Here is a 22439-nt window from a genome sequence, read left to right on the forward strand (position 1 = left end):
CATTTACTCGATAATATACTATACTTAAGCCAAAGATCGACATAAAAATGTCCGATGTCCGGATACGACCCTATGAAGCTTAGTATTATCATTTGCACCTTCAATCGATCAACCGAACTGGAAGACCAGTTCGAAGATTTGATGCAACAAATTCGCTGGCTGCGATCTTCAGAATCAAAAGATATTGAACTTATCATCGTTGATAATAATTCAATCGATAACACTAGTGAAGTTGTTTATAAACTAGTAGAAAATACCGAACTCTCAATTAAATATTTTACTCATGATAGTTTTGGATTAAGTCACTGCCGCAATCTTGCAATTGAAAAAGCGACTGGTGATCTACTAGCGTTTATTCATGATGACATCACTCTTGATGAGGACTGGGTCAAAGAAGCCTACAAAATTGCCTTACAATGTCAAGACCAAGAAATTGGTGTCTATGGCGGACGCACAGTGCCAACCTGGCAATCAAGCCTACCAAAGTGGGTTAACATCGAAGGACGTAATGCAATTCGCCAAGAAGTTTTTAGAGGACATAGCCATGGCGACGAAGAAGCTCTTTATCCTTTCACTAGTGATTTTGGTTATGCTGAATATCCAACCAGTACCAATTTCCTAATTCGTCGTGAGGTTTTTGAGAACTGCGGCAACTTCAGAACTGATCTAGGTCCAAGTGCAGCTGGTGGGATGACGCTCTATGACGATGTTGAATTCTTTGAATATCTGAGCTGTCTCAAAATCCCAATGCTCTACATGCCACAACTAATGGTTTTCCATAGCGTCAAAGAAAGCAGACTCACGCTCAAAGCCACTCGCCGTTGGTATTTTAAATATGGTCGCGCTCAATACTGGACAGCTCATACCGACCGAATGAAACGCGATCCTAATCCATTACTTGCTATCGAAGATAAATATCGCAAGCTCGTTCCTAAGTCGATGACCAAAAAAGTCAACGGCATTCCACTATATCTTTATCTCAAAATCGCAACAATGTCAGTAGTTTGGTTCTTGCATTTATTTACCTTCAACAGTAAACGTAGAAATTATTTAAGCTATCGAATTTCTGAAACCCTTGGCGAAATTGACGCTGCTGCCCTCGTTGACGAAATGCATTCTATTCGCAAATTTAGTTTTAGAGACAAGCTGGTACAAAAAGGTTTGTTGAAACCAAACTAGTCTGTAAGGGAATTTAGCTGAGCCCTCAGCACTGAGACCAGAGCTGCTTTGAACTAATTACAGCAGCCCCGAAGGGCGTCCCGAAGTTGGTTAACACCAACGAGGGCGAGTATAACGACGTTCTTGAACTTCAAGGCATGATCTAAGACATGCGCTGGCCTGGGTCTGCGCCTTCAAGCGTCATAAAGCGCGGCGAAGTCACCTGTTGTGACAATGCCTGATTCACAAAACCTTGAGTCGGAGTCATAAAATACTTTGCATCACTAGCTTCAAAACCTGGTCTATACCCGCGAACCAAAGTAACTAGTGGATAAGAAACCTCAAACTCAGGTTGCCATGGTTGTGGATTAAATGTTTCCATTGCTTCATCAACGGTGTAGTTATAATATTCTCCAACCTTGTCGGATGCTGTAACTAATTTGTTCAACCAAGCTCTCTCACCAGGCTTGCCAACATATTCATTTGGCAATTTCTCAAAATCAGGTTGATTACTAGCATTCTCAAATGAGTTTTTAGCTTCACTAGCTGAAGTGATTGCTTTTTGCAAGTTCTTATTAAAAAAGTTACGAATATCTTTGGGTAATTCTTGATGATGGTCTTTATAGTAAGTAACCAAAGCAGCTATATCTATTTTGGCTCCATCACCAGGAAAGAAAGCCAGGATCGCTTCTAGTTCAGACTTCTCGCTAGCAGTCATTTGATCTGTTTCTGTTTTCTTATCATCTTCTTCTAATTTGTTTTTGATTAGATTTTGCGCGACTGGACCAAGATCTTGTGACCTTGCAATAATAGATGCTTTTTTGAAATTAGATTTAGCATCACCAGCTTGTTGGTTCTGTTGTTGTCTTTGACTAGCACTAACATATTTATCAAATACTTCTGGAAATCTATTCATCAAAACACTAAAAGCAAACTTGAAAGTCACTGGACTAAGGGAGTTGAGTGCTTGCTCAAGTTTTTGAGCAGCAAGCTCATTATTTTTCTTGATGTCTTTTGCTTTATCAAGATGTTTAGTATCATTAGCTTCAACAAGCTTCTCTGGATTCTTAGTAAAACTATCAGCATCACGTGCATCACCAACTTCATGTCTAATTTGAGTTGCTAGTTGATCAAGATTGAGATTTTTTAAATGCTTAAACACTGAATTAACAGCTCTCTTAGCACCTGTAAATGCAAAGTCTTTTGCTGGCGGCTGCGGTGCTGCGTTTTGTTGTAAATTTCCTTGTGTTTCACCTAACATATCTGTTCTTTCCCCTTTAACTTATAGCGTTGACCATATTGACGTATGGATCTGCAGGAGTACTATTAAAGTCATTAGCAAGGGTCACCAAGCTATCTCTCAACTCTGCACTCATTCCTTTTGATGATGATATCGAAGCTCCAAATTGTCTTTGCGCAGTCATCTCACCTTCTTTGGAGATTGCAATTTCATTTAGATGTTGCGCTTTTTTTATTGCATACTCCGTCATCATTTCCTTATACTTCTTGCCCATCTGTTTGATGATTTCTTGAGCTTGAGCTTTCATTGCAAACTTGGCTCCCTCATCTTTTATTTGAGAAGTATTTTGTGAAGAACTAAAAAGAACTCCAAAGATTTTGGCTGTTAAAGTTGGAGCGACGCCATTTTGCACAACTGATGCTAAGTCACGAATAAATAATTCATGAACTGGGTTTGCAGCATACTGCCCTGACGATGCCTCACCTGCACCTTGCGAAGCTTTATCAGCAAAGACAGATACATTTAAAAATCCATCTGCTAATGCTCCGGCCTGCAAAAATTGTGAATAAGCTGCGTTTGTAGCGGGGCTAGACATAAATATCTCCTATGTAGTAAAGAAACTACATTGAAGTTAAGAGGCGGTTAAATCGACAATAATTTGTGATCCTGAGCCTCAAAGGGCGTCAGGATCACATTAGATATCTTGCGAAACGAAGTTTCGCAGTAGATGTCGCCCAAAAAAAGGTCGCAACGACGCCAGTAGGCGGAAGTTGCGTTGATGATAATTCCGACTTTCGCAAAAGGTCTATTAGACTTGTTTCGAAACAGGTCTATTGCTAAAGAGAAAGATCTGTATTGGTAGTAAGTACTATTTGTAATTCTTGTCCTTTGTAAACAGAGGCATCATCACCATGAGAGAATAGCGCCATAACACTGCCACCAAGCAAGGTTCCAACCACTGGTAATCCAAGTGTCGCAACAGAAACCACCTTACCAGTACTAGTACCTAGTAATGATTGAGTCGGTTTCATGGCCTTATCACTAAAACCAGTTTGCGGATCTAATAAACCATCCTCATTGACTATTCCAGTTTGAAAAACCAAATCAGCATCCAAAGGCACGTAATCTCCTTGTGGAGACAGTAAGGTGTCGAGCTTGATTCCTAGCTTGCCTGATCGACTTAGTAGTCTTGGCTTTTTGATGAAATTGATCTTGCCTCTAATCCAACTATCTTTAGGGACGATGAGCTTACGAAAATCACCAGAGATATAAAAATCATTCATCACTCTTGCTTGAAAATCATCTCCAACATCAGAGATATCAGCAGCGAGAGGCGTCTCAACCCGTATTCTGAGCCTAGTTTCAACAGGAATTTGCGCTGTAGAACTGTGTAATTTAAACGGCGAAGCAGCAAAATCCTCAACTCCGTCAGGCTTAACTGGCTCATTAGTGGATTTAAAATTATCAATTGCCTGTTTACTAGGCTCGCGAATTTCGGTTTTGACATCAGCTAAACCTTCACTTGCAGACAATATCGAAACCGGATTTATCAGGCTTATCACCAGCAACAGGACAAGACGTATCATAATTTGCATAAACTAAGTATAGCCTAGACTTGTTCTGAAAAAAGATGCTAAGATATCTTGCGAAACGAAGTTTCGCAGTAGATGTCGCCTCAAAAAAGGTCGCAACGACACCAGTAGGCGGAAGTTGCGTTAATGATAATTCCGACTTTCGCAAAAGGTCTATAGACAAGAGCATCTTTTTTGAGTACTTAGTTGAAAATAGGGTAAAATCTATTTATGGCAATTGCAATTTTAGGTACATTTACAGTAGTCGTATCCGTAGTGAGCGTCCTTATGTATATGATTTATAACGAGAAACACGAATAGACATCCTGCAAAACCCCGTTTTGCTAGTGATGTCGCTTTAAAAAAGGTAGTAACCGCAACGAATGTTATGTTTGCTTTAAGGATAATTCCGACTTTTGCAGTAAGTCTAATAAGTTAAGATTCTCTTATGGACCCGACTAGAAAACTTCGTTTTTCAGCGTGTCCTTATCAAATACCACATTAAATCATCTATATATGAATGTGAGCACAAGCTCGTGGGTAAAACAATATTAAGGAGTTTTCCTTAATGTCACAGCGAAGAAGCCTGATTGACCAAGATTAAGTATTTTTAATCTTTCTCTTGTCAACTAATGGTTTCCCAAGCTTTGTATTTCTATATGGAGGAATATCATAATGTCAGCAATTAATAATAAAGGACCAATAGGTGGATTAGGTGGACCAGAGAAAAGCTCTGCAGTATCAGCCAAAGCAAATGCAGGTCTGGATCAACTTAGAGCTATTGGCGCTGGTCATCAACCAAGTATAAGTCAACACGTTGCAAATGAAGCTAAATCGTTTGCACAATTAACTTAGAGTATTTATAATACGACTAATACGGGTATGATATTTATGTCCCCTAGAGAGTGAGTGAAAACATACAATGGCTTTAAACGAAAAAGAGAAAACAAGATTCCTCGCCATTTTAAAAGCGATGAAAGAGCAAAAGGGCTATGTTGTAAAACAAAGCGAATTGCAAGCTGACATCAAGCATTACAAAAAAAGTCAAGCCGAAATTGAAGACCTCAAAAAAGAATATAGTGACTGTCCTGCCGTCCTCAAAGAAGCAGACGCGCAAAAGAAAAAACTCCAAAATATTATTAATGACCTAAACCAATACATGCAAATCCTCCACCCAGAAGGTCTGCTTGATATGGGTTCTTCTGGCTTTGCTGTTGGTAAGGGTTAATAAGAACTATTACTAGAATCACCTAGTCTTTTTTTAAAATGTTCAAGAGCAAGGCCTGCGAAGTTATAAAAAGGCTGAGTTGACTGAGCCGTCAATGATGACTTTTTATAACAAGCGTAACGCAGCTATTGGGCATTTGAAAACAAGACTAGTGGTTGCAATCAGCTGTATGTACGTGCCCTTCCACTTCATTATATTGAATATCCGCAGCTTCGATTAATAAATCAATAGCTTTTTGAGTTAACAAATCCAAGTTCAATCTGTTTACCAAGCCTTCCATGTCAATTTGTGAGCGGTCCATATTCGGTGGAAAGTTTAATTTAGAGATTTCTTTTCTGATTTCGTCTTCAGTAATTTCCATTTTTTGTTCACGAATAATAGTAGTAATTAAAATACTTTTTTCAAGTTTGCCACGTGCTCTGTCCATTTCAGCTTCACGATCCATCGAACTCATATAGTCTTTGACCTTGTCTTCATCCCACTTGTTTTGATATTGAAGTGTTGCAATATCATTTTCAAGCTCGCGCGAAACCATCGCTTCAGAGATCTTGACTGTTGATTGAGCATGTAGCTCAGTGATTATCGCTTCACTAGTAATTCCCTTACGAGTTTGTTCACTCATCTTGGTTACTTCTTCTCTGATTTTAGTACTTAGTTCATCCATTGTTTCAATGCCAAAGTTTTTAGCAAAATCATCGTTAAGTTCTGGCGTAGTAGCTTTGGATACTTTTTGAATTTTGACTTTAAATTTTGCATCTCTACTTGCAAGTTCTGGATCATGGTATTGATCAGGAAATTTAACGTCTATTGTTTTTTCATCACCAGCTTTCATACCAACTGTTTGTTCTAAGAAATTATCAATAAACCTACCGGCTTCAACAATTGTTTGAAAACCTTCTGATTTCATTCCAGCTTTTGGTTCAAACTCACCAGCGTCATTTTTGAAAGAACCGTCAAAATCAAGAATAATTTCATCGCTCAATACAATAGCCTTATCTGACTCATTATAAGTCGATTGCTGGTTAGTTAATCTCTTAAGCGTATCAGCATACTGAGCTTCAATATCGAATTTAGGCACGTCCACTGTTAATTTAAATTTGGCATAATCGGCCATTTTAACTTCAGGGAAAAGCTCAATCTTTGCTTCTACTTTAATTGAAGCCTCTGGGCTATCAAATTCAACTTTGCTCACTTGAGCTATGTTCACCACATTCAAGTCTTGTTCTTTAAATACTTGATCAAATAAATTGGATAAGAATTTATTATTCACAGTTTCAGCTCTGACACGATCAGCACCAAAATGATCTTCAACTACTTTCGTTGGTGCTTTACCCTTGCGGAAACCCTTGATAGTTAAGTCCTTGGCTAAAGCCTTAAGTGTTCTACTATAAGCATCTTTGGCAATACCGGCTTCCGTTTCAAAATTGATAGTCGCCATATTGTTTTCGTCTTTCTCTGTTACTGTTACTTGCATCCTGCTCATTATACCCCTATCAACATCGGGTCGTAACGGTGTAAGGTTTCGTTACACCGTTACGACCCGGCGTTGATAGCGCAACAACATTGTATTGACTGATTATGACTCGATAATCAATGATAGAATTCTATAAATGCGATATTTTGTCTTACTATGTTTATTTGCGGTGCTCTTTGGTTGTAATAACAGTGTAAAGAGCTCAGAGACAGCCAAAACAGACGTAACTGCCAGAATAACTAGTGAAAAAAAGCCTTCTGTAATTATGTTTTATGCCAACTGGTGTGGCTATTGCAAGAAGATGTTTCCCACATTTAGAAGCCTCCAGGAAAAATATAAACAAGAAATTAATTTTTTCTATATCGACATTGACACCAAACGTGGCGCAGAACTAGCTAGACAATATAGAACCAAACAAGGTGGAGTACCGGATACTCTGTTTTATAACAGTCAAGGTGAGCTCTTAGAAGAAAAGCTTGGTGCAATAGCACCTGAAATCTTGACCAAAAAAGTTGAGTCTTTGCTTAATTAAGCTCTTTTACGAATCGTTCCAAAATAATTTACAGCAAAAAGCGCTGTAAGTATATGAGAGGCTAAGCAAAACTTGCACATCATATGTAGTTGAAAATAAAGTATATAAAGGAACACAGAAGCTGCTAAGAGCCCTGTGACAACAGCTAGATCAATCACGATATGCTGGAGAATTCCTCTTTGAAACAATACAAAAGCAATAGTCAAAGCTATAAAGAAAGCTAAACCGTAAACAGGAACCGGGATACCGAAGAGCATCGCATACTGTGACATCATCACAGAATCGCAACCATCAGTACAATTGAGATTATTCAATAAATTACCGCCAAAATAGAAATTAATATACTTATAACTCAAATAAGAGCTGTTTACAATCAATAAGAGCAATAAACTATAAGCAGTAAAATAAGGCATTCTGAAAGATCTCCGTCCTTCTATTATATAATAAAAGCATGAACAAAATTAGATTAGTTTTTGTAGTCATAGTCTTTGTATTTTTACAAGCCTGCAACCGCTCCCAGCTCAAAGCGGAAAATCCACCGCAGGAAGCCGAAGCTGTAAAAACTGAACTAGCTGCTGAGCCGATAGAAATCAAAGTTGGTGACAACCTAACAGAAGCCTTTGCCAAAATCAAAGTGAAAAACAGCAACTTGCAAGTTGTTGATTTAAGTTCAGTAATTAATAACAAAAGTTCAGTGATAATCATGGTTAAACCAGGCTGTGTATTCTGTGAATCACTACTAGCAATTATGAATAGTCAAAAAATCAAAACCAAACCACAAATTATTATTGCTCTTGATGGCGCACATGCCAACGCTGAAGAATTCAAAACCAAATTCCAAAAAAATAAGAATATCAAAGCAGACTGGATTTATGACTACACTAATCAATTTCATGATGAATTATCAATATCATCTTTTCCAAGACTACTTTATTTAGACAAAAAACAAAATGTCATTGAAAACCAAATCGGTCTTAAATTACCAGAAGACAAAGCTAGCCTTGAAGGCTTAGAATTCCCAGTAATTCTTCAAAAGCTCTCAATAGGCACTGTTGACTGGATCGAAAAACTCTAACACATAATGGTACAAACAATAAAAGACCTAGGTAAAAATGAGCTGAGCTCCAAAAGAGTATTAGTCAGAGTGGACTTTAATGTCCCACTGCGTGATGGAGTGATTACAGATGACAGCCGGATTGTAGCTGCGCTGCCGACTATCAAATACCTAATTGCAAACAACGCTAAAGTAATCCTGGTTTCGCATCTCGGCAGACCCAATGGTCTAGTAGTTGAAAAACTCAGACTTGATCCTATTGCAAAAAAGCTTTCAGAATTACTAGCTAGACCAGTAATCAAATTTGATACAGCGACTGGTACAGACCTTGTTGCTAAAACCAAAGCAATGAAAGATTCTGAGATTGCATTATTAGAGAACATTCGTTTTTATCCAGGAGAAGAGGCCAACGATGTAGATTTTGCCAAAGAGCTTTCCGAGCTTGCTGATCTTTATGTCAATGATGCTTTTGGGGCGGCTCATAGAGCTCATGCTAGTACCCAAGCAGTTTCCAGCTACCTAAGTCCTGCAGTTGCTGGGCTCTTAATGTACAAAGAAGTTGAAATGCTCGGTTCTAAGTTAAACCATCCGGAAAGACCGTTCACGGCTATCATTGGTGGTGCCAAAGTTAGTTCGAAGATCTCAGTTCTCAAGAAACTTGTACCCAAAGTAGATACCATTATTATTGGTGGTGGCATGGCATTCACTTTCCTCAAAGCACAAGGCGGTCAAATTGGACAAAGTATTTGTGAAGATGATCATCTTGATACAGCAAGAGAGATACTAAGCCTGGCTGATCAGTTCAATACTGCAATCATCCTACCAACAGACAACAAAACTACCAGTGCTGAAAATATTTTTGAAAAATATCAAACTAGTGACAAAATCGAAACTCAAATTTGTGCTTCAAATCAAATCCCTCAAGACAGGCAAGGTATGGACATTGGACCAGAGTCTGTAAAACAGTTTGTCAAAATTGTAACTCAATCCAAAACGATCTTATGGAATGGTCCTATGGGTGTTTTTGAATATGATGTTCTAGAAAACGGAACCAAAGCAGTGGCCTTGGCTTTAGTTGAACTCACAAGCAAGGGCGGTACGACTATCGTTGGTGGCGGCGACTCAGTTGCTGCACTTGAGAAATTTGGTATTAGCAAAAACCAACTTACCCACATCAGTACTGGTGGTGGTGCCTCACTTGAATTTCTTGAAGGCAAAACCCTTCCAGGGCTTGCTTGCTTAGATGGATACAGTAGCAGCATGACCGAAGAATCCGAAAAGCCTCATGCAAGTTTTGCTGAAGAGCTGAAGAAAGCGAGTGTCTAAAACAGCTAATGTTTAAAATCGCGACACTAGTTGCAATTCTCACAGTCTTTAGTAAATTGCTAGGACTAGCGAGAGACTTAGTAATCGCAAACTACTTTGGCACTTCAATGATGGCTGATGCATTCAACCTCGCATATTTATTTACTGGCAACTTCTTTATTATTTTTGGAACTATCGGTGGTCCTTTTTATAGTTCTGTCGTTGCAACATTGCCGAAGCTCAAACAAAACAAAGCAACTTGGGACTTCATCAAAAGCATCATAGTCAAAACCACTCTAGCACTTACAGCAATTGCTTTTGTACTCTTTTTATACAAAGACTTTTTGCTCAAGTTTTTTATAGATGAAGACAAAATTGAGTACATGCAAATCACTCAGCTCAATATTGATATTTTATTACCCTTGATAATTCTTTGTGGTCCAATCGGAATCGTCTTTGCCATACTCAACTGCTACAAGCGTTACGTTGAACCCTCACTAGCTCCAGCCGTTGTCAATATTGCATTAATTGCAACTGTACTGTTGATGGGAGATATCGCAAACGGAATTGCTCTTGCAATCGGTACTAGTCTCGGTGGCATACTTTCATTGGGTTTCCAAATTCCCGGACTAATCAAAGTACGCTCCAACTTATTAGAACATAAAGATCAAGAAGCAGAACCCAAGAATGACCACTACAGTACAATACTAATTCCTGCTCTGTTTAGCACAGGACTCGCTCAAGCAATGGTTTTTGTCGATAGTTTCTTTTGCAAGGGACTTGAGGAAGGTAGCTGGACAGCCTTAATTTTGGCTAATCGTCTGATTCAATTACCGCTTGGAGTTTTACTCACTGCATTTCTAGTTCCACTTTTCCCACGCATCACAGAACTAGTGAAGGAAATTAAATTAGATGAAGTCAAACGCCTACTCAAAAAAGCAATTGGCATACTCACCTTGCTCTGTATTCCCGCAACTCTAGTTGGAATGTTTTGGTCAGAAAAAATCATTCGTCTACTTTTTGAAAGAGGCGAGTTTGATGCTCATTCAACAGCAATGGTCAGTTCATTATTTTTCTACCTCTGCATTTCAATTATCCCTTACGTAATTAAAGATAGTTTTGCTCGAATTTGTTATTGCTTTGGTGATTCCAGATCACCTTTTTTGGTAATGTTAATTAGTATCGCTCTTAAAATTCCTCTAAATATAGTCATGGTCAATTGGCTCGGGCTCAACGGTATTGCTATATCAACTACAATAATCAGCCTAATTAATGTGTTAATACTTTTTCCAATTGTAAAATCAAAATTTAAAGCAAATACCTAAGCTATAATGTAGCCTGTCTAATAGACTACTTGTTCTGAAATGTTCAAGAGCAAGGCTTGATTATTTTTGTAAACCGCAGTTGACTGAGCCGTCAATGAGGATTTACAAAAATGAGCGTAACGCAGCTATTGGGCATTTCAGGACAAGTAGAATGATCAAATTAAAGAATGTTAGCAAACAATACGGCACAATCAAGGCTCTTGATGGAATCAACCTGGATATAAAATCTGGCGAGATGGCTCTTTTAGTTGGTTCAAGCGGTGCCGGCAAATCCACACTCATGAAGCTACTTTATCGTGAAGAAAGGCCGACAACCGGCAATATAATAATTGGCAATATTGATGTTAGTTCTTTATCCGATGCCAAAATTCCTTATTTGAGAAGAAGAATGGGAATCGTATTTCAAGATTTTAAATTATTGCCAAACAAATCAGCTTTTGAAAATGTTGCCTACGCGCTTAGAGGTCTTGGCGCAGAGGAATACGAAATCCAAAAACGTGTTTCTGGTGCACTTAAATTAGTTGGTTTATTAGAGAGAGCTTTTAATTTACCTAGCGAACTTTCCGGTGGTGAACAGCAACGTGTGGGTATCGCAAGAGCCATCGTCCAAGGACCTCCACTCGTTATTGCCGATGAGCCAACGGGCAACTTAGATCCGTCAACCAGTCTCGAGATTTTCAATTTGCTTTCAAGAATCGCAGAGCGCGGCACCACAGTACTCGTGAGTACTCATAACCAACATATAGTAGAGAGTTTTGGTAAAAGAATTATTACCCTCGACAAAGGTCAGGTCGTTAGTGACATTGGACCGACAACCAATAATCACAATTTTGCACAACTAAGAAGATGAAAGAACTAAGAATAGTCTGGAGAACGCTTCAAGAAGCGATAAATAGCATCAGAACGGGTGGAGTCTCCAACCTAGTCGTAGTAAGTATCTTGGCTGTTGCCCTTGCCCTATTTGGTGGGGTACTGCAACTGAATTCTTCAATTAAACAAATATCTCAAAACTTGGATACCCAACTTGAATTCTCTATCTACCTATTAGATTCAGCTGGACCTCAAGAAATTGCAACTGAAATCAGCAAAAATCCCAATGTAGATAAAGTAGAAATCATCACAAAAGATGTTGCCTGGGAACGCTTCCGCACCAAGTTTCAGTTTAGTGACGTAGCAGGTAACCCGCTACCCAACACTATTCACGTCAACATTCGTCACCCAGAAGACCTACAAAAAGTAATTGCCGAAGTCAAAAAACTTCCAGGCATTGAGCAAATTAGTTACGCCCCTGAATTATTTAATGGATTAGAACGAGTACGCCATATTCTATTTTCATTTGGTGTCTTAATCACCTTGATACTTGCTGTTGGTACCATCACTATTGTTTCTAATACTATCCAACTAGTAATCAAAAGCAGATCACTTGAAATAGAGATTCTACGTCTTGTTGGTGTTGATGACTGGTTTATTCGTGGTCCATTTATTTTTCATGGTATCTTTTACGGGCTAGCAGCTTCCTTGCTGGCAATTGCGCCGCTCTTTGTTTTACAAAAAGTAGTATGGAACTCATTTCAAAGCTCATTTAAGACAATTATGCCAGTGACCTTCAATTTTGATTCTGGTGCTGACCTTGGTGTAATTTATATAATCCTTTCACTGACTGGTGTTTTGGTTTGTGGTCTGTCATCGTACTTTACGACAGAGAGATTTATTCGAACATAGCCGAAAACCAAGGAGCTCGTGAGCGAAGTGTTGAGATTTTGCTGATTCGCGAGGGTTGCTCCTTGGATGAGGCGAGAGAGAGCCCAAATTTAAGGCAAAACCCGTTATTAAGACCTAAAAGAATCGTCATTGTCAGAAGCCGAAGGCGACGAAGCAACCTAATAGACTTACTGCAAAAGTCGGAATTGTCCTTAAAGCAAACGCAACATTCGTTGCGGTTGCGACCTTTTTTAAAGCGACATCACTAGCAAAACGGGGTTTTGCAGGATGTCTAATGCCAAGACTCTCAATTAGACTAGAGAATCTAGCCCAAATAACCTAATTTAATACCAAAGATTGAGCCAAAGACAATCTAGTTGCGGGTCTACTCTATGTATGAAAGCAGTAATTCTAGCTGGTGGGCTTGGTACTCGCATTACAGAAGAAACAATTTTGAGGCCCAAGCCAATGGTTGAAATTGGTGGCAAGCCAATTCTTTGGCATGTAATGCAAATCTATTCTAATTATGGAATCAATGAATTTATAATCTGTGCTGGTTATAAGGGCTATATGATCAAAGAATACTTTGCAAATTATTTTATGCACAGATCAGATGTTACTTTTGATCTTAAAAACAACGACTTAATCATCCACAATCATCAATGTGAACCATGGAAAGTCACAGTAGTTGATACCGGTGAAGAAACTATGACCGGCAGCAGACTTAAAAAAGTTACTCGGTATTTAGGAAATGAAGATTTTTGTCTCACTTATGGTGATGGTGTGTCAGACGTGGACATTGTTGAATCAATCAAGTTTCATAAAGCTCATGGCAAATTAGCAACTCTTACAGCCGTCGCTCCTGCAGGACGTTTTGGCGCTTTAGAGTTTGGAGAAAATAACAAAGTAGCGAGCTTTCAAGAAAAGCCCAAAGGTGACGGTAGCTACATCAACGCTGGATTTTTCATAGTCAATCCCAAAGTGATTGACTATATCGGAGAAGGCGAGAATTGCATCTGGGAAAGAGAACCTCTTGAAAAACTAGCTCAAGAATCTCAACTACAAGCATTCAAGCATGAAGGCTTCTGGCAACCAATGGATACACTAAGAGATAAAATCAAACTTGAAGAGCTTTGCAAGGATGGAAACGCTCCTTGGCTTAGAAACTCACTGAGAGCAAAGACCAAAGCTATGTTTATCTGTAAAGATCCCCTCAATCAAATCAAAAACAAAAACTCACAAGATGTATTTTAATTTCTTCAAAGACAAAAAGATTTTAATCACTGGTCACACTGGCTTTAAAGGCTCTTGGCTAAGCCTCTGGTTAACAGAGCTTGGCGCAAATATAACCGGATATGCACTTGAACCTGAGACTCATCCTAATTTATTCACGGCGCTATCGCTTGAAAAGAAAATAAAACACTATATCGGTGATATTAGGGACTATGCAAAGCTCAACGAAGTTATACAAAAAGAACAGCCAGAGATTGTTTTCCATATGGCATCTCAACCACTAGTAAGAAGATCTTATAAAAATCCGCGAGAGACTTATGAAGTTAATGTCATGGGTACAGTCAACCTCCTTGAAGCAGTTCGTCATTGTGACTCGGTGCGCACTGTGATCAATATCACTACTGATAAGGTATATGAAAACCAAGACTACGGTCTAGCTTTTAGAGAAGATGATCCACTTGGTGGCTATGATCCATATAGCTCTAGTAAAGCAGCTACAGAGCTAGTTACAGCGTCGTATCGCAATTCGTTTTTTAAAGAGCAAGGAATTGGATTAGCTAGCGCTAGAGCAGGGAATGTCATTGGAGGTGGCGACTGGTCTGAAGATAGATTAATCCCAGATTGTATCAAAGCACTTGAAAGCAAGAAAACTATAGTGATTAGAAATCCATATGCAACAAGACCTTGGCAGCATGTTCTTGAACCTCTTTCTGGATATATGCAACTAGCTATCAAACTCAATCAAGATCCAAGAACCTACGCGCAAGCATGGAACTTCGGACCAAGACATGACTCTGTCATCAATGTCGAAGAGCTTGTCAAAAAACTAATAGGGGATTGGGGTCAGGGTGAATATCAAGTAGACAAGGGCGAGCATGTCCATGAAGCAAAATACCTTGAATTAGATATTCAAAAAGCTGTGCGCAAATTAAATTACAGTCCAATACTATCTATAGAAGAGAACTTGAGAATGACGGTAGATTGGTACAAAGAGTTTTATCAAAATCCTGAAGCTATTCAAGCCTTTAGTCTCGAGCAAATCAAGATCTATCATAAGAGGCGCTTTGCAAGCTTTGAAGATGCCTTAAGAAGGACTTCACACAGTCAAGTTCACTAGAACAAGAGTATTATTTAAGAATGCCCTTCAGGAGTAATATAGTAAACCAATAAAGTTTTGCCACAGCAGCTGCGCCGAATCGGAGAGGAGCTTTGTAAATGCGAGGAAATTTTTATTGGTTTACTATACGCTATTGCAAGGCAATCAAAATAAGAAGCTTAGTTTCTAACTGGGAATAATGAATCTAGATGTCATTGCTTGACTCATTTTTACGCGCGATTATTAAAGCTCTCACGAGCTTATATTTTTATTTGGTTTATAAACCACAATCTCGTAACAAAAACTACACTCCGGTATCAGGCAAAGTATTAGGTAATCAAGAACTCTCTAATATGATCGATGCCTCACTTGATATGTGGCTGACAACTGGTCGCTTCAATGACGCTTTTGAAAAAAAATTAGCAAACTATCTTGGACTGCGTTATGCACTGACTACCAACTCTGGCTCTTCTGCTAATTTACTTGCAATAAGCGCGCTCACTTCCCCCAAACTCGGTGACAGAGCACTGCAGCCAGGTGATGAAGTAATTACAGTAGCTGCTGGTTTTCCTACCACTGTCAATCCAATTATTCAAAACAATCTAGTGCCTGTCTTTATTGATGTAGAACTTGGCACTAACAATATTGATCATAGTCAAATAGAAGCAGCACTTAGTCCCAAAACCAAAGCAATTTTTGTGGCACATACTTTAGGTAATGTTTATGAGCTAGAAAAAATCCAAGCACTCTGCAAGAAACACAATCTTTGGTTAGTGGAAGACAACTGTGACGCACTTGGCTCCAAGTATCTAGGGCAATACACAGGTAGCTTTGGTGATATCTCAACACTTAGCTTCTATCCTGCTCATCATATAACGATGGGAGAAGGCGGCGCAGTGCTCACAAACGATCCGCTCTTAAATAAAATCATCATGTCTTATAGAGATTGGGGACGTGATTGCTGGTGCCCGCCTGGCAAAGACAATACTTGCAATAATCGTTTTGGTTTTCAAATGGGCGCACTACCAAAAGGCTATGATCATAAATATATCTATTCTCATATTGGTTACAATCTGAAGATCACTGACTGGCAAGCAGCTTGCGGGCTAGCTCAGCTCGACAAGCTAGACGAGTTTGTACAAGCAAGAATTGATAACTTTGACTATCTTCACAATGGTCTCAAGGATCTCGAAGAATACTTGATACTTCCTTACGCTGTAGAGAACGCAAACCCAAGTTGGTTTGGTTTTCCAATTACCGTAAAAGACTCAGCGCCTTTTAATAAAATAGAGCTTACTAAATACCTTGAAGAAAAACGCATCGGCACTAGGCAAGTTTTTGCAGGCAACATTTTAAGACAACCAGCCTACCGCACGACTAATTTCAAACTAAGAATTAGAGACTCTCAATTACTTGAAAGCAAAGATCTTCAAGAAGAGCATTATGCACTTTTGCCAAACTCTGACGTTGTAATGAAACAATGTTTTTGGATTGGTACTTGGCCAGGGCTTAACAAAAAAGATCTAGATCATATGATCAAGAGTATTCATGATTTTACTGCCGAAAATACTTCGAAGTGATTCTTTATTGACATTAGATTATACGCGAGTCTTAAGAAGCTTATGCACAAAACAATTTATCCGAGAAAATGCCTGGAGGCGTTTTATAGCTTGAAAGTAAATTCTGCGTTGCGTGGCAGAATTTACTTTCAAAAAATGTGACCAAGTCTTGTGTGAAACGTCGCCGAAGCCATTTTTCGGGAAATTCGTTTTGTGATAAGCTTCAAGCTAAAAATCTGAAGCAGCCGTCTTAGATTTTCAAAACGAATTTTGTCAAAATCTTTGACTAGTCTAAAGTAAAATTACACTCCCCACTGCACTCGAATCCTACGAAACTTCTAATCAAGGCTGGCAGAGATAAGGATTATCTTAAATGATTCAATCGAATAGACCAGTAAGATTCGGGAATAATGTAATTATGGATCAAAGTATCCATATAACTACTATGGAAAAAACCAAACTCGGGCTTAGCCAAGATCTGATTCTTACAGCAGGTCCTCATATTGATTATAGAGAAGTCAATTATGCTGCTGACGCAGCGCTTAATGGCTGGAATCATCACCATAGTGATTACCTGCGTGATTTTGAAAATCTCTTTAAAAAATATATTGGGGTTGATCATGGTTTTGCAACTTCAAGCTGCACTGGAGCTTTGCATCTTGCTTTACTTGCTAAAGGAATTGGACCCGGTGATGAAGTACTAGTCCCTGAAACTAGCTGGATTGCAACAGCTGCAGCAGTTGTTTATACCGGAGCGACTCCAGTCTTTTGTGATATTGAGGCAGATAGCTGGGTGATGGATTCAAGTAAATTAGAAAAACATATCACAGCTAGAACTAAAGCAATAATTCCAGTACATCTTTATGGTCAACCTGTGGTGATGGAACCGATTTGGGACTTAGCTGCAAAACACAATCTTTTTATTTTGGAAGACGGGGCGCCATCAATTGGCACTATCTACAAAGGCAAAAAAACCGGCAATCTCGGTCATGCAGCGGCTTTTAGCTTCCAAGGAGCTAAAGCAGTGGTGACTGGTGAAGGTGGTTTCTTGGTCACTAACGATGAGGAACTTAAAAAACAAGCCTGGTTTATTAATGATCATGGTAGAGATCCAAACAAAGCACTATACAATCTTGCAATTGGTTACAAATACAAGATGTCTAATGTGCAAGCAGCAATTGGACTTGCACAAATGCAAAAGGTTGAAGAAATCGTTGCTCAAAAACGTCAGATTTTTGCTTGGTATCAAGAAAGACTTGGTGATATTGATGAGCTTAGTCTCAACATAGAAAGACCAGAGACTAGAAATATCTACTGGATGAGTTCGATCGTTTTAGGTCAGCAAATTAAATTCTCGCGTGATGAATTTATGCTCAAGCTTAAAGAACGCATGATCGATAGCCGGCCAATGTTCTATCCAATGAGCTCTTTCCCGATGTTCAACAAAGCTGAAAACCCTGTTGCCTACTCAGTTCCAATGCGCGGTATCAATTTACCAAGCGGGCACGCTAGGACGGAAGAAGAAATAGATTATGTCTGTGCTCATATACGTGACCTACTGGGGTCAGGAATTGGTAAATGCGCTAATATCCAGCCTCATGGCTACCTAGCGTTTAAAAAACAAACTGAAACCAAAATAGCCAACTGGAAAAAAGATCCTGGTTTAGAAATCGAAATTCCTCAGGGTTATCTAAGTCCAGTTACAACTGAATCACTAAATAATCAAGCAGATATTAAACTACTAGCTAAGTGGCGCGAAGCTGCCCAGGATGCCTTCCCAGCTCAGTTCAAAGTAACTGAAGATGGTACCAAGCGCTGGCTTGAGAACGGCGTTCTCAAGACCACCGACAGGGTGCTGTTTTGGGTGCATAACAAACAAGGTCAAAGAATTGGTCATGTCGGGCTATTTAGATTTGACTTAAGTCAAAAATTTTGCGAATTAGATAATATAGTTAGAGGTGAAAGCGGCTCACCAGGTATTATGCAAGAAGCCTGCCAAGCATTAATCGATCTTTGTAAAGAAGAACTTGAGCTTAAAGATATTTATCTAAGAGTTTTTTCAAATAACCCTAAAGCTCTTAAGCTCTATGAAAATCTAGGGATGAGAGAGATTCAAAGATCAGCCTTGCGCAAGATCGAAGAAGATGGTGCTATTAAATGGATCGAAGTGATTAAATCTCCTTATGAAACTATCGAAAGGTATTTTATAACTTACAAGCTATAAGTTAAGGAGATTGTTACCCTCCTTCAAAGGCTTGCAATAACGTCATGGAAGACATAAAAACAATCAAAGAAATTCGCAAATCAATTGTCAAAATGGTCCACAACGCTGGCGTCTCGCATATCGGTGCAGCCTTCTCAATGATTGAGATTCTCTATACTCTCTATTTCAAAACAATGAACATAGATCCGAGTAATCCTCAAGATCCAAATAGAGATATTTTTGTACTGAGTAAGGGGCATGGTAGTGCTGGTCTCTACGCCACACTCGCGCACCGAGGCTATTTCCCAATTGATGACTTGATGACTTATTGTATTAATGATGGCAAATTGCCTGGACACTTAGATAGAGAAAGCTGTCCGGGGGTAGAAGTCTCGGCAGGTTCGCTTGGGCATGGTTTTCCTGTTGCTCTCGGTCTTGCCTTAGCTCGCAAGAATAGCAAGCAGCGTGTGTTCTGTATCATCGGTGACGGTGAATGCAACGAAGGTAGCGTGTGGGAATCAGCAATGCTCGCACCAAGTCTTGGTTTAAACAACTTTACACTAATAATTGATTTTAATAAAATACAATCCTTTGGTAGAACCAATGATATTATTGACCAAACTAATCTAGCAGAGCGCTGGGCAAGTTTTGGCTGGGACACAGTAGAAATTGATGGACATAATTTAAAAGAGATTGAGGCTGCACTGATAAAACCAAGTTCAAGGCCAAAAGCGATAATTGCTCATACCGTAAAAGGCAAAGGAGTAAGTTTTATGGAAGATCAATTGCTTTGGCATTATAAGTCGCCAGATGACACGCAGCTAGAACAAGCGCTGGAGGAACTGAAATGAGATTTGTCATTGCGAGCAAAGCGAAGCAATCCAGACCAAATAGAAACCGAACTTCCTTCTGGATTGCTTCGCCCTTCGGGCTTGCAATGACGGAGGAACTTTCGTGAGAGCTACTTTCATTAATACTTTAATCGAACTTGCTCGCAAAGATGAGAAGATCTTCTTGATTACAGCAGACATGGGCTTTAATGTCATAGAACCTTTTGCCAAAGAGTTTCCAGACAGATTTATCAACACTGGAATCACAGAACAAGCAACCGTGAGCCTTGCTGCAGGGCTTGCTCTGTCTGGCTATAAGGTCTATGCCTATAGCATTACACCGTTTATCACCATGCGCTGCTACGAGCAAGTCAGGCTTGATGTTGCCTACATGAACACCAATGTCAAAATCATCGGCATTGGTGCTGGTTTTGAATATGGAGCAGCTGGTGCAACTCATCATGCAATTGAAGACATTGCATTAATGCGCTCACTACCCAATATGAAAGTAATTTGCCCAGGAGATAATATAGAAGCTAAAGCAATTCTAGAACAAAGCGCCCAAGACCCTAGCCCAATGTATATAAGGATAGGAAGAAATAAAGAGCCTTTTTATCACAAAGAAAATACCAAAATCACCATTGGCAAAGCGGTTGTTTTAAACGAAGGAAAAGATCTAGCAATAATCACGACTAGCAATGCTCTAAGTATCGGCAAAAAACATCTTGAAGATATGCAAGCTCAAGGACAAAATCCATATCTAATCAGCATGCACACAGTTAAACCAATCGACAAAGAATTAATTCTCAAACTAATTCACGAAGGAGTGAAGATTTATAGTATTGAAGAAGGCAATATCATTGGTGGCCTGGGTTCTGCGATTGCTGAAATTATTGCTGACTCAGGCAAAGCATGTAAACTAAACCGAATAGGAATCCCAGATGAATTCACTCACCATGTCGGCAGCCAGGATTATCATCGAAATAGATACAAACTAGATCAGATTGAGCATAACAAGTTTTAAAGATTAAGCTTCGAATAAACTTCTTTTAAATTAAATTCAAAATCTCTAACAAAAGACTCTATATTAAGTGGTGATTTCTTAAGGGCTGCAGGTAAACTAGTTCGATAAGCAGCAATCCTCTCGGTATTTTCAGCGAGTTCAACTGCCTTCTGAATAAACTGCTCTCTATTCTCAGCGATCAGTTCTTCATGTCCAATATTTTTCAAAATAGAAGCTCCCATTCTAGCAACCCAACGATCTCCTTCAATAGTTAAAACAGGAACTCCTGACATCAAAGCTTCAAGCGCTGAAGTTCCACCACCAAAAGGAAAAGTATCAAGCATACAATCCACTTTGTGAAAGTTTGACAGGTAATCAGCTCTTTCTAAGCTAGATTCTATAATAACCCTAGATCTCTTTATGCCAGCTTCTTCAAAAACCTTATAAAAATACTCTTTATTTGCATCCAAAGTTAAAGTCCTTGAATCCAGTTGTATCTTTGAATTTGGCACTGCTTTCATCACCTCAGCCCAAGTCTCTATAACCTCTTTAGATATTTTACGCACTGAATTCATTCCAGCAAAGCTAATATAGCCATTACTCAGGCATGGTGCTTGACTCTGATCATCTGACACTGCATACAAATCTGCATGTGTAAATGACTTAAGGCGAATAATATTTTCGCTAAAATATTTCTCTTCTTCCTTCGGAATCAAGTAGTCATCTGCAATAATATGTTCGATCTCAGGAATAGCCAAAGTTCCAAAATAGCCATGGTGAGTGATTTGTATAGGAGCAGGTTTTAATTTAAAAACCCCGAGTCTTTCTCCTGATGTATGCCCGCTCATATCAAACAATATATCTATCTCTTCAGCAAAAATCTGATCAGCAAGCTGCTCATCCCCTAGCTCTTTTACAAAACTAAAACTATCTGCCAGCTCTTTCAATAGCTCAGTTTGCTCCTGCACCTTCTCTCCATTATAATAAAGATATATTTCAAAATCTTCCTTGTTAATTGACTTAAACACACTAATCAAATAACTAGAAACCGGATGGTTACGAAAATCAGCCGAGACAAATCCCAGTCTTATTTTTGGTTTTATTTTCCTTTGTGAATGCTCATAGCTTGAATTTTTACCACTTAAAAACTTGGCATTATATTCTTCAGCCAGCTCCCTAAAATCAACCAAGCCTTTATTTGGATTATAATGCGATAAGAAAATCAAAACCGCGAGCAAATCCTTATGGGGAGTCATGTCATAAGCATGCTCACAATATTGATAAGCCATATCATAAACACCAAGCCGCTGGTAAGCTTGACTAAAAGCCTTATAAGTATCTAAGTCTGGTCCATTTATTTTCTCTGCTTCTACTAAATACTTGATGGCTAAAGACTCTTGTGTGTCACTCAATAAAATATTAGCGATTCTCGTATATGCTTTCCAATAATCTATATCAAGATGAATAACTTGCTTATAAAGAGTCATCGCTTCTGCATAGCTTTTAATACTTTCAAAACAATAAGCCAAGCAATAACAAGCATGTGCATTAGCAGAGTCGCATGCAACAACTTTTTGTAAAACAGGGATAGCTTTCTGCCATTGTTTCAATTTTGCTAAAGTCTGACCTAATAAATAGAGAGCTTGTTGATTAGAAGGTTCTTCTGCAACAATTTGCTCCAAGCTAGTAACAGCTTCAAGTAATTTATTCTGACTGAGTAAAGAGCATGCCTGTTGCAAAAGCTCATGTTGGGCTGATGACATAATAACAATATTCCCAACAGTCATGGCCTTGCACCACCAAAGATAAAGTCGTAGACCTGTTTCGAAACGAAGTTTCGAAGTACAGGTCGCCTGAAAAAAGGTAGCAACCGCAACGAATGTTGCGTGTTGCTTTTAGGATAATATTGACTTTCGAAACAAGTCTA

20 protein-coding genes and 1 pseudogene are annotated in these 22439 nt (G+C 39.0%); 15 read left to right on the forward strand and 6 right to left on the reverse strand.

Annotated features, from left to right (window positions below; genetic code table 11):
- Positions 1–54 precede the first annotated feature (54 nt).
- The gene (locus tag O3C63_02330; protein ID MDA0771759.1) at positions 55–1179 is read left to right on the forward strand and encodes a glycosyltransferase; all 1125 of its coding nucleotides are present in this window, start codon (positions 55–57) and stop codon (positions 1177–1179) included.
- 142 nt (positions 1180–1321) lie between these two features.
- On the opposite strand, the gene O3C63_02335 is transcribed toward O3C63_02330, so the two are convergent.
- From O3C63_02335 to O3C63_02345, 3 genes are all read right to left on the reverse strand, one after another.
- Positions 1322–2419, reverse strand: a complete 1098-nt coding sequence (locus tag O3C63_02335) for a hypothetical protein (protein ID MDA0771760.1) — start codon at positions 2417–2419, stop codon at positions 1322–1324.
- Between the two features lie 16 nt (positions 2420–2435).
- On the reverse strand, positions 2436–2993 hold the full coding sequence (locus O3C63_02340; GenBank protein MDA0771761.1) for a hypothetical protein: 558 nt from the start codon (positions 2991–2993) through the stop codon (positions 2436–2438).
- A 241-nt stretch (positions 2994–3234) separates the two neighbouring features.
- Positions 3235–3930 carry a hypothetical protein gene (locus O3C63_02345; GenBank protein MDA0771762.1) on the reverse strand — a complete coding sequence of 232 codons (696 nt, stop codon included), beginning with the start codon at positions 3928–3930 and terminating at the stop codon, positions 3235–3237.
- A gap of 714 nt (positions 3931–4644) precedes the next feature.
- Between O3C63_02345 and O3C63_02350 the strand changes: the two genes are divergently transcribed.
- Both O3C63_02350 and O3C63_02355 read left to right on the forward strand, forming a co-directional pair.
- Entirely contained in the window at positions 4645–4824 is a 180-nt protein-coding gene (locus tag O3C63_02350; protein ID MDA0771763.1) for a hypothetical protein, read from the forward strand.
- A 67-nt stretch (positions 4825–4891) separates the two neighbouring features.
- Positions 4892–5197 carry a hypothetical protein gene (locus tag O3C63_02355; protein ID MDA0771764.1) on the forward strand — a complete coding sequence of 102 codons (306 nt, stop codon included), beginning with the start codon at positions 4892–4894 and terminating at the stop codon, positions 5195–5197.
- A gap of 148 nt (positions 5198–5345) precedes the next feature.
- Here O3C63_02355 and tig read toward each other — a convergent pair whose 3' ends face one another.
- The gene (gene tig, locus O3C63_02360) at positions 5346–6671 is read right to left on the reverse strand and encodes a trigger factor (GenBank protein MDA0771765.1); all 1326 of its coding nucleotides are present in this window, start codon (positions 6669–6671) and stop codon (positions 5346–5348) included.
- Positions 6672–6807: 136 nt separating this feature from the next.
- On the opposite strand from tig, the gene O3C63_02365 reads away from it, so the two are divergent.
- Positions 6808–7203, forward strand: coding sequence for a thioredoxin family protein (locus O3C63_02365; protein ID MDA0771766.1), 396 nt, complete (start codon positions 6808–6810; stop codon positions 7201–7203).
- Here the strand turns inward: O3C63_02365 and O3C63_02370 are convergent.
- Positions 7200–7616 (reverse strand): vitamin K epoxide reductase family protein, encoded by a 417-nt coding sequence (locus tag O3C63_02370; GenBank protein MDA0771767.1) that lies wholly within the window; start codon positions 7614–7616, stop codon positions 7200–7202. The two genes, O3C63_02365 and O3C63_02370, sit on opposite strands and share 4 nt — an antisense overlap.
- A 38-nt stretch (positions 7617–7654) precedes the next feature.
- Here O3C63_02370 and O3C63_02375 point away from each other — a divergent pair, with 38 nt between their 5' ends.
- From O3C63_02375 to O3C63_02425, 11 genes and pseudogenes are all read left to right on the forward strand, one after another.
- A complete protein-coding gene (locus tag O3C63_02375) occupies positions 7655–8278 on the forward strand; it encodes a hypothetical protein (GenBank protein ID MDA0771768.1) in 624 nt (207 codons plus the stop codon).
- 6 nt (positions 8279–8284) lie between these two features.
- Positions 8285–9511, forward strand: a pseudogene (locus tag O3C63_02380) (phosphoglycerate kinase).
- A gap of 80 nt (positions 9512–9591) precedes the next feature.
- Positions 9592–10887: a murein biosynthesis integral membrane protein MurJ gene (murJ, locus tag O3C63_02385; protein MDA0771769.1), complete on the forward strand. Its 1296-nt coding sequence runs from the start codon at positions 9592–9594 to the stop codon at positions 10885–10887.
- A gap of 151 nt (positions 10888–11038) precedes the next feature.
- Positions 11039–11737, forward strand: a complete 699-nt coding sequence (gene ftsE, locus O3C63_02390) for a cell division ATP-binding protein FtsE (GenBank protein ID MDA0771770.1) — start codon at positions 11039–11041, stop codon at positions 11735–11737.
- Positions 11734–12609: an ABC transporter permease gene (locus tag O3C63_02395; protein MDA0771771.1), complete on the forward strand. Its 876-nt coding sequence runs from the start codon at positions 11734–11736 to the stop codon at positions 12607–12609. The genes ftsE and O3C63_02395 overlap by 4 nt, the downstream gene beginning before the upstream one ends.
- Positions 12610–12984: 375 nt before the next feature.
- Positions 12985–13842: a glucose-1-phosphate cytidylyltransferase gene (gene rfbF, locus O3C63_02400; GenBank protein ID MDA0771772.1), complete on the forward strand. Its 858-nt coding sequence runs from the start codon at positions 12985–12987 to the stop codon at positions 13840–13842.
- The gene (gene rfbG, locus O3C63_02405; GenBank protein ID MDA0771773.1) at positions 13832–14938 is read left to right on the forward strand and encodes a CDP-glucose 4,6-dehydratase; all 1107 of its coding nucleotides are present in this window, start codon (positions 13832–13834) and stop codon (positions 14936–14938) included. Before rfbF ends, rfbG begins: the two co-directional genes overlap by 11 nt.
- A 188-nt stretch (positions 14939–15126) precedes the next feature.
- A complete protein-coding gene (gene rfbH, locus O3C63_02410; protein MDA0771774.1) occupies positions 15127–16497 on the forward strand; it encodes a lipopolysaccharide biosynthesis protein RfbH in 1371 nt (456 codons plus the stop codon).
- Positions 16498–16894: 397 nt separating this feature from the next.
- Positions 16895–18700, forward strand: a complete 1806-nt coding sequence (locus O3C63_02415) for a GNAT family N-acetyltransferase (GenBank protein MDA0771775.1) — start codon at positions 16895–16897, stop codon at positions 18698–18700.
- Between the two features lie 44 nt (positions 18701–18744).
- The gene (locus O3C63_02420; GenBank protein ID MDA0771776.1) at positions 18745–19530 is read left to right on the forward strand and encodes a transketolase; all 786 of its coding nucleotides are present in this window, start codon (positions 18745–18747) and stop codon (positions 19528–19530) included.
- Between the two features lie 103 nt (positions 19531–19633).
- Entirely contained in the window at positions 19634–20533 is a 900-nt protein-coding gene (locus O3C63_02425; protein ID MDA0771777.1) for a 1-deoxy-D-xylulose-5-phosphate synthase, read from the forward strand.
- Here the strand turns inward: O3C63_02425 and O3C63_02430 are convergent.
- Positions 20530–22275 carry a tetratricopeptide repeat protein gene (locus O3C63_02430; protein MDA0771778.1) on the reverse strand — a complete coding sequence of 582 codons (1746 nt, stop codon included), beginning with the start codon at positions 22273–22275 and terminating at the stop codon, positions 20530–20532. The two genes, O3C63_02425 and O3C63_02430, sit on opposite strands and share 4 nt — an antisense overlap.
- Positions 22276–22439: the final 164 nt, after the last annotated feature.

Source organism: Cyanobacteriota bacterium (assembly GCA_027618255.1).
In the GTDB taxonomy this organism is placed as follows: domain Bacteria; phylum Cyanobacteriota; class Vampirovibrionia; order LMEP-6097; family LMEP-6097; genus JABHOV01.

Excerpts from the sequence above, each read along its gene's own strand:
- O3C63_02330 (MDA0771759.1), top strand. The coding sequence starts at position 55 with ATGTCCGGATACGACCCTATGAAGCTTAGTATTATCATTTGCACCTTC.
- O3C63_02335 (MDA0771760.1), bottom strand. The coding sequence starts at position 2,419 with ATGTTAGGTGAAACACAAGGAAATTTACAACAAAACGCAGCACCGCAG.
- O3C63_02340 (MDA0771761.1), bottom strand. The coding sequence starts at position 2,993 with ATGTCTAGCCCCGCTACAAACGCAGCTTATTCACAATTTTTGCAGGCC.
- O3C63_02350 (MDA0771763.1), top strand. The coding sequence starts at position 4,645 with ATGTCAGCAATTAATAATAAAGGACCAATAGGTGGATTAGGTGGACCA.
- O3C63_02355 (MDA0771764.1), top strand. The coding sequence starts at position 4,892 with ATGGCTTTAAACGAAAAAGAGAAAACAAGATTCCTCGCCATTTTAAAA.
- tig (MDA0771765.1), bottom strand. The coding sequence starts at position 6,671 with ATGCAAGTAACAGTAACAGAGAAAGACGAAAACAATATGGCGACTATC.
- O3C63_02365 (MDA0771766.1), top strand. The coding sequence starts at position 6,808 with ATGCGATATTTTGTCTTACTATGTTTATTTGCGGTGCTCTTTGGTTGT.
- O3C63_02370 (MDA0771767.1), bottom strand. The coding sequence starts at position 7,616 with ATGCCTTATTTTACTGCTTATAGTTTATTGCTCTTATTGATTGTAAAC.
- O3C63_02375 (MDA0771768.1), top strand. The coding sequence starts at position 7,655 with ATGAACAAAATTAGATTAGTTTTTGTAGTCATAGTCTTTGTATTTTTA.
- murJ (MDA0771769.1), top strand. The coding sequence starts at position 9,592 with ATGTTTAAAATCGCGACACTAGTTGCAATTCTCACAGTCTTTAGTAAA.
- ftsE (MDA0771770.1), top strand. The coding sequence starts at position 11,039 with ATGATCAAATTAAAGAATGTTAGCAAACAATACGGCACAATCAAGGCT.
- O3C63_02395 (MDA0771771.1), top strand. The coding sequence starts at position 11,734 with ATGAAAGAACTAAGAATAGTCTGGAGAACGCTTCAAGAAGCGATAAAT.
- rfbF (MDA0771772.1), top strand. The coding sequence starts at position 12,985 with ATGAAAGCAGTAATTCTAGCTGGTGGGCTTGGTACTCGCATTACAGAA.
- rfbG (MDA0771773.1), top strand. The coding sequence starts at position 13,832 with ATGTATTTTAATTTCTTCAAAGACAAAAAGATTTTAATCACTGGTCAC.
- rfbH (MDA0771774.1), top strand. The coding sequence starts at position 15,127 with ATGTCATTGCTTGACTCATTTTTACGCGCGATTATTAAAGCTCTCACG.
- O3C63_02415 (MDA0771775.1), top strand. The coding sequence starts at position 16,895 with ATGGATCAAAGTATCCATATAACTACTATGGAAAAAACCAAACTCGGG.
- O3C63_02420 (MDA0771776.1), top strand. The coding sequence starts at position 18,745 with ATGGAAGACATAAAAACAATCAAAGAAATTCGCAAATCAATTGTCAAA.
- O3C63_02430 (MDA0771778.1), bottom strand. The coding sequence starts at position 22,275 with ATGTCATCAGCCCAACATGAGCTTTTGCAACAGGCATGCTCTTTACTC.